Annotated in this window: 16 protein-coding genes; 3 read left to right on the forward strand and 13 right to left on the reverse strand. The window is 57.2% G+C overall.

Annotated features, from left to right (window positions below):
* Positions 1–155: 155 nt before the first annotated feature.
* Positions 156–617: a hemerythrin domain-containing protein gene (locus CHR62_RS00190; RefSeq protein ID WP_123659606.1), complete on the forward strand. Its 462-nt coding sequence runs from the start codon at positions 156–158 to the stop codon at positions 615–617.
* A gap of 12 nt (positions 618–629) precedes the next feature.
* On the opposite strand, the gene CHR62_RS00195 is transcribed toward CHR62_RS00190, so the two are convergent.
* Entirely contained in the window at positions 630–1,451 is an 822-nt protein-coding gene (locus CHR62_RS00195; protein WP_123659607.1) for an ATP-grasp domain-containing protein, read from the reverse strand.
* A gap of 346 nt (positions 1,452–1,797) precedes the next feature.
* Between CHR62_RS00195 and CHR62_RS00200 the strand changes: the two genes are divergently transcribed.
* Positions 1,798–2,733, forward strand: a complete 936-nt coding sequence (locus CHR62_RS00200; protein ID WP_123659608.1) for a DMT family transporter — start codon at positions 1,798–1,800, stop codon at positions 2,731–2,733.
* Here the strand turns inward: CHR62_RS00200 and CHR62_RS00205 are convergent.
* Complete coding sequence (locus CHR62_RS00205; RefSeq protein ID WP_123659609.1) at positions 2,725–3,657, reverse strand: LysR family transcriptional regulator; 933 nt, start codon at positions 3,655–3,657, stop codon at positions 2,725–2,727. The genes CHR62_RS00200 and CHR62_RS00205 overlap by 9 nt on opposite strands.
* Positions 3,658–3,747: 90 nt before the next feature.
* Between CHR62_RS00205 and CHR62_RS00210 the strand changes: the two genes are divergently transcribed.
* Positions 3,748–4,719, forward strand: a complete 972-nt coding sequence (locus CHR62_RS00210) for a bile acid:sodium symporter family protein (protein ID WP_123659610.1) — start codon at positions 3,748–3,750, stop codon at positions 4,717–4,719.
* A gap of 71 nt (positions 4,720–4,790) precedes the next feature.
* Here the strand turns inward: CHR62_RS00210 and tatC are convergent, their stop codons facing one another.
* The 11 genes from tatC to hisD form a co-directional block, all read right to left on the reverse strand.
* Positions 4,791–5,555 carry a twin-arginine translocase subunit TatC gene (gene tatC, locus CHR62_RS00215; RefSeq protein ID WP_123659611.1) on the reverse strand — a complete coding sequence of 255 codons (765 nt, stop codon included), beginning with the start codon at positions 5,553–5,555 and terminating at the stop codon, positions 4,791–4,793.
* The gene (gene tatB / locus CHR62_RS00220; protein WP_123659612.1) at positions 5,552–6,124 is read right to left on the reverse strand and encodes a Sec-independent protein translocase protein TatB; all 573 of its coding nucleotides are present in this window, start codon (positions 6,122–6,124) and stop codon (positions 5,552–5,554) included. Before tatB ends, tatC begins: the two co-directional genes overlap by 4 nt.
* A 45-nt stretch (positions 6,125–6,169) precedes the next feature.
* Positions 6,170–6,400 carry a Sec-independent protein translocase subunit TatA gene (tatA, locus tag CHR62_RS00225; RefSeq protein WP_093969997.1) on the reverse strand — a complete coding sequence of 77 codons (231 nt, stop codon included), beginning with the start codon at positions 6,398–6,400 and terminating at the stop codon, positions 6,170–6,172.
* A 76-nt stretch (positions 6,401–6,476) separates the two neighbouring features.
* Entirely contained in the window at positions 6,477–6,842 is a 366-nt protein-coding gene (locus CHR62_RS00230) for a histidine triad nucleotide-binding protein (protein ID WP_123659613.1), read from the reverse strand.
* A gap of 150 nt (positions 6,843–6,992) precedes the next feature.
* On the reverse strand, positions 6,993–7,328 hold the full coding sequence (locus CHR62_RS00235; RefSeq protein ID WP_093969996.1) for a phosphoribosyl-ATP diphosphatase: 336 nt from the start codon (positions 7,326–7,328) through the stop codon (positions 6,993–6,995).
* Between the two features lie 45 nt (positions 7,329–7,373).
* Positions 7,374–7,838 carry a phosphoribosyl-AMP cyclohydrolase gene (hisI, locus tag CHR62_RS00240; RefSeq protein ID WP_123659614.1) on the reverse strand — a complete coding sequence of 155 codons (465 nt, stop codon included), beginning with the start codon at positions 7,836–7,838 and terminating at the stop codon, positions 7,374–7,376.
* Positions 7,839–7,882: 44 nt separating this feature from the next.
* Positions 7,883–8,731: an imidazole glycerol phosphate synthase subunit HisF gene (hisF, locus tag CHR62_RS00245; RefSeq protein WP_123659917.1), complete on the reverse strand. Its 849-nt coding sequence runs from the start codon at positions 8,729–8,731 to the stop codon at positions 7,883–7,885.
* 5 nt (positions 8,732–8,736) lie between these two features.
* On the reverse strand, positions 8,737–9,486 hold the full coding sequence (gene hisA / locus CHR62_RS00250) for a 1-(5-phosphoribosyl)-5-[(5-phosphoribosylamino)methylideneamino]imidazole-4-carboxamide isomerase (protein WP_093969994.1): 750 nt from the start codon (positions 9,484–9,486) through the stop codon (positions 8,737–8,739).
* A gap of 48 nt (positions 9,487–9,534) precedes the next feature.
* Positions 9,535–10,191: an imidazole glycerol phosphate synthase subunit HisH gene (gene hisH, locus CHR62_RS00255; protein WP_123659615.1), complete on the reverse strand. Its 657-nt coding sequence runs from the start codon at positions 10,189–10,191 to the stop codon at positions 9,535–9,537.
* Positions 10,192–10,196: 5 nt separating this feature from the next.
* Positions 10,197–10,784 carry an imidazoleglycerol-phosphate dehydratase HisB gene (hisB, locus tag CHR62_RS00260; protein ID WP_093969992.1) on the reverse strand — a complete coding sequence of 196 codons (588 nt, stop codon included), beginning with the start codon at positions 10,782–10,784 and terminating at the stop codon, positions 10,197–10,199.
* Between the two features lie 36 nt (positions 10,785–10,820).
* Positions 10,821–12,131: a histidinol dehydrogenase gene (hisD, locus tag CHR62_RS00265; protein ID WP_093969991.1), complete on the reverse strand. Its 1,311-nt coding sequence runs from the start codon at positions 12,129–12,131 to the stop codon at positions 10,821–10,823.
* Between the last annotated feature and the right edge of the window lie 59 nt (positions 12,132–12,190).

The following is a 12,190-nucleotide window of genomic DNA, read 5'->3' on the forward strand; positions in this document are numbered from 1 at the left end:
TGCTCTGAGTTCCAGTCGTGTATAGCCCGACGCCCAAGACGCGAAACTCGGGATCCGAAATCTGGAACCCGGCGTGTGTTTAGCACATTCTGCCCCGGCTTTTGCCGGGGTTTTGCTATGATGGAAGCCGTTTTCGAATTTGCCGAGTGCCCGTCATGCAAACCGCCGCCGCCCCACAAGACTTGACCTGGACCGATGCCTTTTTGGTGGGTTATGACCCTATGGACGTTACCCATCGCGAATTCGTGGATATTCTTGGTGCCATGCTAAAGGCCGACGATGACCAGATACTGGGGCATTTGCAGGCGCTCATCGAGCATAGCGAGCGCCACTTTTCGCAAGAAGAGCATTACATGAATAGCACCGCGTTCCCCGCACGCGAGTGCCATACGAATGAACATAATGCGGTGCTTGGGTCAATGCGAGACGTTGCTGCGTACCTGCAAAACGGGGGCGACCCGTCTGAGGCGCGGCGCCTGGCAGCCGAATTGGCGCGCTGGTTTCCCAGTCACACCGATTACCTCGATGCTTCGTTGGCGCAGTGGGTCGCTAAAAAGCAGTTGGGCGCAGTACCCATCGTGGTGCGCCGGGGTATGGCCAACCACGAGGCCGATTAACGCTTTGGGTTGCTAGAACAAAGACACATGCCCGGGCTGAATAAGCTGTATCCACCGGTCGCGCAGCATGTCCATATAGCTTTCGGGGGCTAGCGTACCCGGGTAAAAACCCAAGGCCCACGCGTCGTTCATTGTCACCAACGCGGTCTTGCCGTTTTCTAAAATGCCCACATCAAGAGCGTACGAAATGGGGGCATCGAACGCCAGGTCTGACACCATTTGCGCAACCGTACTGCGCTCGGGCGCTGGGGCAGACTCTAGCCCTTTGTCGTAGCGTGCGGCACCTTTGATCAGCCCGCGGTGCACATAAAACCGCCATTCGCTTTGCCACGACACGGGCGGTGCATACCACACCGGGAAATCGTTAGGCAGGTTGCGTAGCAGCTCGACATCGTTGCGGGCCGCCAGTTCGGTGGGCGGCGCGTTGTGGTTTTGTGTGGTCAGGCTGTCGATTTGTCTGACACCTTCCATGTCGTAGACTCCACCCCGAAATGCCTTCGTAGATACGGCGGGCTTCACAAACCATTCGCCTTCAGAGGGCAGGTCGCCCTTGCGGCTTGCCTTAATGTCGCGGTGCAGCCATTTTTGCAAACGTTTGGGGTAGTTAAGCGCCGCCGGCACCTTGATGCCGGTCACCATCATGGCATACCGCATGAATTCGACTGAACCTACGGGTGTTGCCCCTTGCTTAAGGGCTGCGGCCGCACTGTCGAGCTGCTCGAGCGTTGCCCGAGCATGCGGCCAGTTACGCGTCATGCACGTTGAAATGCAGGTAAGGACTTCAACGGAACTGGGGTTATCGGGCGTGGCCTGAACGACAAATCTGCGAAGCATGTTGGTAATAGGAGGCGTAGGTTGAGCAAAGAGCACCCCGGGCGCCGGGATTGGGTAACTGCCGAGTTTACCGTGGATTACGTTTAGTCGAGTGGCTGCAATACGGGGGCAAAGCCGTGTCAATTAGGGGCATTGCCGGCGGGTACGGTATTGTCGTTCGTCTATCGCAGCTTGATTTTGTTGGTAAGTAATGCAGGCCGATTACGACCTGTGGCAAGCCGAACACTCGGGCCGAACATTTGACGTCCAGCCCGCACGCACGGGCTTGTAACGCCTACCTTTTTCCTGTTTGCTTTGCTATGGTTACACCCTGAACAAAACAACAATCGAAACTGAAGGGTGGGAGATGGATTCACGTAAGGCAATTGATACCAGCGCCGTTGGCATCATGACGGTGCTGTGCATGATTTGGGCGTTTCAGCAAATTGCCATCAAGGCGGCGGGGCCCGATATTGCGCCTATCCTTCAAATTGCCTTTCGCTCGGGCATTGCCATTGTGTTGGTGGGCCTGCTTATGCTTTGGCAGCGCGTGCCGGCGTCGTTCAGCGACGGTACTTGGCGCCCAGGGTTGTTGGTGGGCTTGTTGTTTGCCCTCGAGTTCTTGCTAATGGGCGAAGGTCTGCGTTACACCACGGCGTCGCACATGACGGTGTTCTTGTATACCGCCCCGTTCTTTGCCGCCATCGGCTTGCATTGGCGCTTGCCCGAAGAGCGACTGGCGCCCGCCCAGTGGGTCGGCATTTTGGTCGCTTTTGTTGGCGTGGCGGTGGCGTTTTTTGGCCCTGACAACAGCGACAACGCACGTCAGGCGGCCGACATGTTGTGGGGTGATTTTCTAGGCTTGCTGGCCGGCGCTGCTTGGGGGGCCACCACCGTAGTAATCCGCTGCTCAAAACTATCGAATACGTCGGCCACCATCACACTGATGTACCAACTGATTGGGGCATTTGTGTTGTTGCTTTTGGCTGCTGTTGTCTCGGGCCAGGCTAGTGTCAACCCAACGCCACTTGCCATTGGCAGCGTCCTGTTCCAGGGCATTGTGGTCTCGTTCATTACCTTCCTGACCTGGTTCTGGCTGCTACGAAAATACCTGGCTTCTCGCCTTGGCGTCTTCTCGTTCATGACCCCGATGTTCGGCGTTATCTTTGGTGTGTGGCTGCTGAACGAACCCCTGGACACCAGCTTCCTTATTGGCGCGCTGCTCGTGGGTATTGGTATCGTCACCGTCAGCGGCTACGGCTGGTTTGTGCAAGTGCTTAAAAAGCGACGGAGTTCACAGTGATTTGCGTCGCTGCATTGTTTGCTGCGTACTTGATTTCACTATAGTCCATAGCGTGCTGGCCAGTGGTGCCAGCGTTTTGTTTTTTTGCCGTGCGAGCATGACGCGACGGTGTCTGATTGGCCTGGGACAAATGACCGCTAATCCGGGCAGCCCGGTTTCGGGGACAGCCAGGCTGGGCACAACATTTATGCCCAAACCGGCGCGAACCATCTCGAAGCCGGTTGTCACATGACCAACCTCTTGTACCACTTGGTGTCGGACGTCCTGCCGATTGAGCACTTCGTCGATCAGGCGGCGGCTGCCCGAGGCCCGGTCTAGCAAAATAAGATCTGAGCCAGATAAGTCGGACCATGCGGGCGTCTTGTGACGGCCATTTTTAGGGTGAACCAGGGGGTGGTTTTCAGGGCAAACGACTACAAAAGGGTCGGTTAGAAGGATTTCGCAATCGAGCTCTCGCATGGTCGCCGAGTCGGGCTCAACGATAATGCCGAAATCGACCTCACCCGTCAGGATGCTGTCCAGGACATTTTCTTGAATGCGATCGAGCAATATCACGTGCAGCCCGGGTTCTTGTTGGGCACAAAGAGCAAGGCAGTGTGGCATGAGTGCCGCCGACAATGTGGGGCTGCTGGCTAGTCGAACTTTGCCTACGCGGTTGTGTGCCCAGCTATGCAGTTCATTCAGGGTATTTTCAAGCTCATCGATCCAGCGAGGCAGGCGTTGGGCCAAAATTTGCCCCGCTTGGGTCAGTTGCACATCGCGGGTGGTGCGATCGAACAGGCGCAGGTCTAGTTGGTATTCGAGTTCGTTGATGGCGCGACTAACTGCCGGCTGTGTTAACCCAACGAGTTCGCCGGCTCTGCTGAAGTTGCGTTCGGCCGCCACAGCGCGGAAAACCTGCAACTGTTTAAGACTAATGTTCATCCATGCTCAGTATTAATTTATGCAAAAAGATTATAAATAGATCAGATAAATTAATTTCATTATTTTTTGAAAGTGGCGTTCAATAGCGTCATGAAACGCGCTCCCTTTCTTCCCGATAATTACACGTTATTGTTGGCTGTAACCGTGGTGTTGGCCAGTTTGCTGCCGGCGTCCGGATTGTTTGCAGTCGTCCTGAAATACGTCACAACAGCAGCAATTGCACTGTTGTTTTTTTTGCATGGCGCTAAATTGCCGCGTCAGGCAATTATTGATGGGCTGACACACTGGCGCTTGCACGCATTGATTTTGAGTTGTACGTTTGTTTTTTTCCCCTTGATGGGGTTCATTCTGCGCCCGGTGCTATTGCCGTTGGTCGGTTCAGAGCTTTATTTGGGTGTGTTGTATCTGTGCATGCTGCCGGCAACGGTCCAGTCAGCGGTCGCACTGACCGGTATTGCGGGGGGTAATGTGCCCGCCGCTGTCTGTAGTGCCTCGGTCTCGACGCTGCTGGGTATCTTGATTACGCCGTTTTTAGTTAATGGTCTGATTACGCCAACGACCGGTGTCGGTTCGCCGATAGACTCCGTTATTGATATCTTCTTGCAGCTCATGCTGCCTTTCTTGGCCGGGCATTTTTTGCGTCCATATTTTGACGGCGCCTTTCGCAAGGCAGGAAAGGTGTTGTCTTTTGTTGATCGTGGCTCGATTTTGCTGGTCATTTACAGCGCTTTCAGTGCGGCCGTGGTCGGGGGGATCTGGCAGCAGGTTTCCTTTGCCATGGTGGCGAGTCTGGTTGCAATAAGCCTGATTTTTCTAGTCTTGGCCATGCTGTTTGTGTTTGGGCTAGCAAAGGCTTGTGGGTTTAGCCACGAAGATCAGGTCACTGCATTGTTTGGGGGCGCCCAGAAAAGTCTGGCCAGTGGCGTGCCGATGTCGCAGGTTTTGTTTGTTCCGTCGGTGGCTGGGGTCATGGTTTTACCGTTGATGATCTTTCATCTGCTGCAGCTAGTGGTTAGCTCGGCTTTAGCCCAACGCTGGCATCGCCAGCGCAAAGGGCTATAGCGCACAAGATGTTAATTTCAACTTTTCCAAACGTCGCCCTAAGATTTTTAGCGCTGCGCACGGTCAAGAAGTTATTCGGTAGCTTCGGCGTTTTCGGCGTCGGCGCTTAGCGGTTTCATACGGCTGGCCACCAGCAGGCCCACCTCAAATAGCAGGCATAAAGGTACGGCCAGCATGAACTGGCTAATGACGTCGGGCGGTGTGACGACGGCGGCAATAACGAAGGCGCCCACAATAACGTAGCCGCGGGCACTGCGCAGTTTTTCGGCAGTGGTTATGCCTGTTTTAACCAGCAGTACCACGGCAATGGGTACTTCGAAGGTCAGGCCAAAGGCCATGAACATGGTAATGACAAAGCTGACGTAGGCTTCGATGTCGGGCGCGGGGGTGACCGATTCGGGCGCGAAACCGGCAATAAATTCGAAGACGGTTTTGAACACGACAAAATAGCAGAACGCCATGCCCAGCAAGAACAGCAAGGTGCTGGACAAAATAAGCGGCAGGGCCAGGCGTTGTTCGTGTTTATAAAGCCCGGGGGCGACAAACGCCCACGCCTGGTAAAGCACCACGGGCAGCGCAATAACAAAAGCGGCAAGTAATGTGACTTTGATCGGCACCATAAAGGGCGTGATCACACCGGTGGCAATCATGTTGGTGCCGGTGGGTAACGACGCCAGCATGGGTTGAGCCAGGGCGTCGTAAATGGCCGATGCGCCGGGGTACAAGAACAGCGCAATAAACACGAGCAGAATCGCGCCTACGGCGCGAATCAGACGCGTACGTAATTCGATAAGGTGCGAAACAAAGGTGTCGGCGCTGCTGTCTTCAGTGGTCACGGCGTTGTTCCGGTGTTGCTGTTGGATGAGGCGGCGGGCGCCGCAGCTGCACGCTTGGCGTCTTCCGGCGCACTGGTGCTTTCCGGTGCATTGTGCAAGGCATTGGCGCTGTCTTGAGCTTGCGGCGTCTGTGCTTGGCCTGAGGCGCCGCTATTGCCATTGGCATTGTTTGCTGGCGATGTATTGTCGGCAAGCGCTTTATTTTGGGCTTCTTTGGCCGCAGCGTCGGGCTCGTAGCCGTCAAAGTCTACCAACGAGCTTTGCAACGACTTGCCGGCGTTTTCGACGGCGTCGCGGGCGGCTTTCATGGGGTCTTCGATGGTGCGCGAGGCATCTTCAATAGACGCTTTTACCGACGAGGCCGCTTCGGTAAATTGGTTTTTGACGTCGTTCAGGTCGCCCGCGTCCATCTCGCGCTTGATGTCGGTTTTGACATCGTTGACGTAACGCTGGGCACGCCCAAGCAAGTGGCCCAATGTGCGGGCCACTTTGGGTAGACGTTCGGGGCCGATGACGACCAGGGCAACAATGCCGATGATCATCAGTTCGGTAAAACTGATATCAAACATGACGGTTAACCGTTAGGGGTTGGGGAACACCGCAGACCCTGAAGATTAGGCGTCTTTCTTTTCTTTGGCCTGAACGTCGATGGTGTCGCCATCGATGGATTTTTGTGTAACTGATTCGGTCTTTTTGCCTTCTTCGGTGGCATCGGCCATGCCTTTTTTGAACCCTTTGACGGCGCCGCCAAGGTCTTCACCCATGTTGCGCAGTTTTTTGGTGCCAAAAACCAGGGCGACAATGACCAAAACGATAAGCCAGTGCCAAATGCTGAAACTACCCATGTTGCTCTCCGTGCGGTGCGAACCGCGAATGTGTGTGGTGTAAGTGTGTTGTAGTTATACGTGTACGTTTTGTGGGCTATGCGGCAGGTGCGACGCGTTGCGCCCAGGGGCGCGGGCCCCCAATAATATGAAAGTGCAAGTGCCCGACTTCTTGGCCGCCGTCGGCGCCGCTGTTGGCCACCACGCGGAAACCGCCGTCGGGTCCAGGCCGGCAACCGTTGTCGGCTGCAATTTTGGGGATGGCCGCCATCATTCTACCCAACCAGCCAGCATCGGCTTCGGTGATGTCTTGCATAGATGTGACATGGTGCTTTGGGATAACCAGCAAATGCACCGGGGCCGCAGGGTTGATGTTGTGAAACACGAGCATTTCTTCGTTTTCGAAGACCTTTTTGGAAGGAATTTCGCCGGCGGCGATTTTGCAAAACAGGCAGGTGCTCATGAATGTTGCTGAAAAATCTATTTTAAAACCCGGGGTGGGCATACGTTAAAGCCAAGGGCCATGTTGACGCCAGGTTAACGTGCCGCCCGCCAAAACTTGAGTGTATACGATTGCTCTTTTTACCACAGCTAGGGTATGCGATAGGGGGGCTTATTCGCTCCGCGCGGCTTTTTCGGCAATGCCTGAAGTGCCTTCGCGCCGGGCCAGCTCATTCAAAACATCTTCGGGCCGCAGGCCATAGTGTGCCAGTGCAACCATGCTGTGAAACCAGAGGTCGGCAGTTTCGTAGACGATTTTTTCGCGCGATTCGTCTTTGGCGGCCATGACCAGTTCGGTCGCTTCTTCGCCAATTTTTTTCAGGAAGGCGTCAGGGCCTTTGGAAAGCAGGCGGGCGCTGTATGACGACGCCGGGTCACCCCCGTTCTTGGGCAGGCGGCTTTCCAGAGTGTCGGCCAGACGGGCCAAAATATCGTTTGCAGTATTCATGATGAATCACTTTAGCAGTGGGGCGAGCCGTTCGTGCGCCAAGAGTTATTTGTAAATATGTTCAGGGTCTTTCAGGACGGGTTCGATGCTGTTCCAGACGGCGTCGTTGGGCGCTGCCAGTTGACCTGCCGCTGCGGCCGGCGCCGATAATACGTTGTCGATACCAATTGCCTGGCCCTGGTTGTCGTCAAGCCGCCGGTAAAAGCAGCTTTCGCGACCGGTGTGGCAGGCAATGCCGCCGTCTTGCTTTACCTTTAACAACAACACGTCGGCGTCGCAGTCCAGGCGGATTTCGCGCAGGTGTTGAACGTGGCCCGACTCTTCGCCTTTACGCCACAAGCGCCCGCGTGAACGCGACCAGTACACCGCGCGGCCCGTGCGAGCCGTTTCGGCAAGTGAATCGGCGTTCATCCAGGCCACCATCAAAATAACGCCGGTGTCAGCGTCTTGTGCAATGGCGGGAATCAAGCCTTTTTCGTCAAATTTGACGTCGGAAATCCAGGAATTCATGTCAGTAAGATTCTGCTTGATTAATGCTGCGCAAAGGGGCGCGACTATAACCGCACCGGAATACCGTGTTGCGCCATCAAGGTTTTGGCTTCGCGCACGGTATGGTCGCCAAAGTGGAAAATACTGGCTGCGAGAACGGCGCTGGCACGACCGGCGGTGACGCCGTCGACTAGATGCTGCAGGTTGCCGACACCGCCCGACGCAATGACCGGCACAGGTAACGCGTCGGATACCGCGCGGGTCAACTCAAGGTCGAAGCCCGATTTTGTGCCGTCGCGATCCATGCTGGTGAGCAGGATTTCGCCGGCACCGTAGGACGCCATTTTTTCGGCCCATTGCACGGCATCGATGCCGGTGGCTTTGCGGCCCCCGTGCGTAAAAATTTCCCAGCGTGGGGGCTCGCCTTCGGCCGACACACGGCGTGCGTCGATAGCGACCACAATGCATTGCGAGCCATGATAGTTGGCCGCTTCACGGACCAGTTCGGGGTTGCTGACGGCGGCGCTGTTGATAGACACCTTGTCGGCGCCGGCATTGAGCAGGCGCTGGATATCGGCCACCTGGCGCACCCCGCCACCGACGGTAAGCGGGATGAACACTTGCGATGCGACGGCCTCGATAATGGGCAGAATCAGGTCGCGGTTGTCGCTGGTGGCCGTAATGTCTAGAAAGGTCAGTTCGTCGGCGCCCTGTTCGTTGTAGCGACGTGCAATTTCGACCGGGTCGCCGGCGTCGACCAAGCCTACGAAGTTGACGCCTTTAACCACGCGGCCGGCGGTCACGTCGAGGCAGGGGATAATGCGGCGGGTCAGGCCGCTATCGGCCGGTGTGCCTGTTGTTGCCTGTGCGTTGTTGCCGGTCCCGATGCGGGCCGACTCGACGGGTTCTGACATGGCGGTCATTCTGTCTCGCCGTTCAGTTCGTCGGCCAAGGCTTGTGCCGCGCCGAAGTCGAGCGTGCCTTCGTAGATGCTGCGGCCCAGAATAGCGCCTTCAACGCCTTCTTCTTCGACGGCGCACAGGGCTTCGATGTCCTTCAGGTCGGTCACGCCGCCCGAGGCAATAATAGGAATACTGACGGCCTGGGCCAGCTTGACGGTGGCTTCGATGTTAACGCCCGACAGCATGCCGTCACGACCAATATCGGTGTAGATAATGGATTCGCAGCCGTAGTCTTCGAATTTTCGGGCAATGTCGTAAACGTCATGGCGGGTCAGTTTGCTCCAGCCGTCGGTGGCGACTTTGCCGTCGCGCGCGTCAAGACCCACAATAATGCTGCCCGGGAAGGCGCTGCAAGCATCGCGCAAAAAGCCCGGGTCTTTGACTGCGGCCGTACCGATAATGACATACGTAATGCCAATGTCTAGATAGCTTTCGATGGTGTTCAGGTCGCGAATGCCACCGCCGATCTGCACGGGGATCTCGTCATCCATGGCGCGCAAAATAGACTTGATCGCGGTCAGGTTTTTCGGGGTACCCGCCACAGCGCCGTTCAGGTCGACCAGGTGCAGGCGTCGTGCCCCCTGGTCGAGCCATTCGGTAGCCATAGCGGCTGGGTCTTCCGAGAAGATGGTTGCGTCGGCGAGGTCACCTTGGCGCAAGCGTACGCAATGTCCGTCTTTAAGGTCGATAGCGGGGATGAGAAGCATGATCTGAGTCAGTCAATCAAAAGAAGTGTGGGAGGTTGGCGTAACCGCTTAAGGGTTCCAGTCGACAAAATTGCGATAAAGGCGCAGACCCGGGTCGGCGCTTTTTTCGGGATGAAACTGCACAGCAAAAATGTTATCGGCAGCAACGGCGCAGGTAAAGGTCAAACCGTAGTGCGTTTGGCCTACGGTAAGGGCCGGGTCGGCCGGTTGCGCGTAGTAGCTGTGCACGAAATAAAAGTGAGTGCCGTCCTCAATGCCTTGCCACAGCGGGTGGGAGCGGGTGTGTTGTACCCGGTTCCAGCCCATGTGGGGTACCTTGAGCAGCTCGTGGGCCTGGTCGCCGTGCTGGCGCGATGAAGCAAACTGCGGGCCCTGAAATTTTTTGACCTGGCCGGGGAACAGACCCAGGCATGGTGTATTGCCTTCTTCGCTGGTGTCGAACAGCATTTGTTCGCCCACACACACGCCCAGCAGGGGCTTTGATCGGGCGGCTTGCAATACCGCATCGCGCAAGCCCGATTCGTTCAGGGTGCGCATGCAGTCGGGCATGGCGCCCTGCCCGGGGAACACAACGCGTGACGCGGCGGCGATGTCGGCGGCGTTACGGCAGATGCGCACGTCGGCATCGGGCGCGGCTGCTTGCAGGGCGCGGGCAACCGAGTGGAAGTTGCCCATGCCGTAATCAACAATGGCGATGGTATTCACGATGCTTACAGAACGCCCTTGGTGGATGGAATGACGTCGGTGGCGCGCGGGTCGATTTCAGTCGCCATGCGCAGGGCGCGGCCGAACGCCTTGAAGACGGTTTCGCACTGGTGGTGCGAATTGGTGCCGCGCAGGTTGTCGATGTGTAGCGTGACCAGGGCGTGGTTGACGAAACCCTGGAAAAACTCTTGTGTCAGGTCGACGTCGAATTGCCCAATGTGCGAGCGCGTGAAGGGTACATGGAGTTCGAGCCCGGGGCGACCGGAAAAGTCGATGACGACGCGCGATAGGGCTTCGTCGAGCGGTACGTAGGCGTGGCCGTAGCGGCGCAGGCCCTTTTTGTCGCCGACCGCGGCGGCAAAGGCTTGCCCCAGGGCAATGCCTACGTCTTCGACACTGTGGTGGTCGTCGATGTGCGTGTCGCCGTCGCAATGGATATCGAGGTCGATCAGGCCATGGCGGGCGATCTGGTCGAGCATGTGGTCGAGGAAAGGCACACCGGTGTTGATGCTCTGGCGGCCGGTGCCGTCGAGGTTGATGGACACGCGGATACGAGTCTCGTTGGTGTTGCGGGTGATTTCGGCGGTACGCATAATAATCTGTATAACTGGGGCTTGCGCCCCAAAAAGCTAGGTGTTGGCGGCGTCAAGCCGGTATTCGGCGCTAGCGGCGTGGGCTTGCAGACCTTCGCCGTAGGCCAGCGTGGCGGCAATTTTGCCCAGTGTTTGCGCACCCTGGTGCGAAACCTGGATAAGGCTGCTGCGTTTCTGGAAATCATACACCCCCAGCGGCGATGAGAACCGTGCCGTGCGGGATGTGGGTAGAACGTGGTTGGGGCCGGCGCAATAGTCGCCTAGCGATTCGGAGCTGAAACGGCCCATGAAGATAGCGCCGGCATGCCGGATGTTTTCGGCGACGGCGTGGGCATTTTCGGTAGAGATTTCGAGGTGTTCGGGTGCGATGTCGTTGGCTATGGCACAGGCTTCGTCGATGTCTTTGACCAGGATAAGCGCGCCGCGGTTAGTCAGGCTGGTACGAATGATGTCGGCGCGCGGCATGGAGGGCAGCAGGCGGTTGATTTCGCGTTCGACCTCATCCAGGTACTGGGCGTCGGGGCACAGCAGAATTGATTGCGCCAGTTCGTCGTGCTCGGCTTGCGAGAACAAGTCCATGGCGACCCAATGGGCCGGGGTGGTGCCGTCGGCGATGATTAATATTTCGCTGGGGCCGGCAATCATGTCGATACCGACCGTGCCGAAAACGCGGCGCTTGGCGGCAGCCACATAGGCATTGCCCGGGCCGACAATTTTGTCGACAGCGGCGATGCTTTGCGTGCCGTAAGCCAGCGCGCCCACGGCCTGCGCACCACCAATAGCCCAGGCGCGGTCGACCCCGGCGATGGCCGCTGCGGCCAGCACAATGGGGTTGCGCACCCCGCCCGGGGTGGGGGTAACCATGACGACCTCGGCCACACCGGCAACCTTGGCGGGAATGGCGTTCATGAGCACCGAAGACGGATACGCGGCTTTACCGCCGGGTACGTACAGCCCGACACGGTCGAGAGGCGTTATTTTTTGGCCCAGTACGGTGCCGTCGGCTTCGGTGTACGACCAGCTTTGGCTGCGTTGGTGCTCGTGGTAGGTGCGTACGCGCTCGGCGGCCGCTTCAAGAGCGGCGCGTTGGTCGGCCGGCAGGCTGTCAAGCGCGGCTTGCCATTCAGATTTGGGGATTTCGAGTGCGGCGACCGATTCGGCCTGAACACGGTCGAACCGATGGGTGTAGTCGAGTAGGGCTGCGTCGCCATGTTCTTGTACCTGACGCAGGATGTCGGCCGTGGCGCTTTCGATGGACTCGTCTTGTGAGGCATCGAAGGCCAACAACTGGCGCAACGTGGCAGCGAAATTTTCTGAGGCAGAACTAAGGCGTTTGATGGACAGCATGGTGACCCTGACAGCAAGAATTAAGCTAATACTATGACAAAAAAGGAGAATGGGGTCAA

It is taken from the genome of Pusillimonas sp. NJUB218 (genome assembly GCF_003788685.1).
Taxonomy (GTDB): domain Bacteria; phylum Pseudomonadota; class Gammaproteobacteria; order Burkholderiales; family Burkholderiaceae_B; genus Neopusillimonas.

Excerpts from the sequence above, each read along its gene's own strand:
- CHR62_RS00190 (WP_123659606.1), top strand. The coding sequence starts at position 156 with ATGCAAACCGCCGCCGCCCCACAAGACTTGACCTGGACCGATGCCTTT.
- CHR62_RS00195 (WP_123659607.1), bottom strand. The coding sequence starts at position 1,451 with ATGCTTCGCAGATTTGTCGTTCAGGCCACGCCCGATAACCCCAGTTCC.
- CHR62_RS00200 (WP_123659608.1), top strand. The coding sequence starts at position 1,798 with ATGGATTCACGTAAGGCAATTGATACCAGCGCCGTTGGCATCATGACG.
- CHR62_RS00205 (WP_123659609.1), bottom strand. The coding sequence starts at position 3,657 with ATGAACATTAGTCTTAAACAGTTGCAGGTTTTCCGCGCTGTGGCGGCC.
- CHR62_RS00210 (WP_123659610.1), top strand. The coding sequence starts at position 3,748 with ATGAAACGCGCTCCCTTTCTTCCCGATAATTACACGTTATTGTTGGCT.
- tatB (WP_123659612.1), bottom strand. The coding sequence starts at position 6,124 with ATGTTTGATATCAGTTTTACCGAACTGATGATCATCGGCATTGTTGCC.
- tatA (WP_093969997.1), bottom strand. The coding sequence starts at position 6,400 with ATGGGTAGTTTCAGCATTTGGCACTGGCTTATCGTTTTGGTCATTGTC.
- CHR62_RS00230 (WP_123659613.1), bottom strand. The coding sequence starts at position 6,842 with ATGAGCACCTGCCTGTTTTGCAAAATCGCCGCCGGCGAAATTCCTTCC.
- CHR62_RS00235 (WP_093969996.1), bottom strand. The coding sequence starts at position 7,328 with ATGAATACTGCAAACGATATTTTGGCCCGTCTGGCCGACACTCTGGAA.
- hisI (WP_123659614.1), bottom strand. The coding sequence starts at position 7,838 with ATGAATTCCTGGATTTCCGACGTCAAATTTGACGAAAAAGGCTTGATT.
- hisF (WP_123659917.1), bottom strand. The coding sequence starts at position 8,731 with ATGTCAGAACCCGTCGAGTCGGCCCGCATCGGGACCGGCAACAACGCA.
- hisA (WP_093969994.1), bottom strand. The coding sequence starts at position 9,486 with ATGCTTCTCATCCCCGCTATCGACCTTAAAGACGGACATTGCGTACGC.
- hisB (WP_093969992.1), bottom strand. The coding sequence starts at position 10,784 with ATGCGTACCGCCGAAATCACCCGCAACACCAACGAGACTCGTATCCGC.
- hisD (WP_093969991.1), bottom strand. The coding sequence starts at position 12,131 with ATGCTGTCCATCAAACGCCTTAGTTCTGCCTCAGAAAATTTCGCTGCC.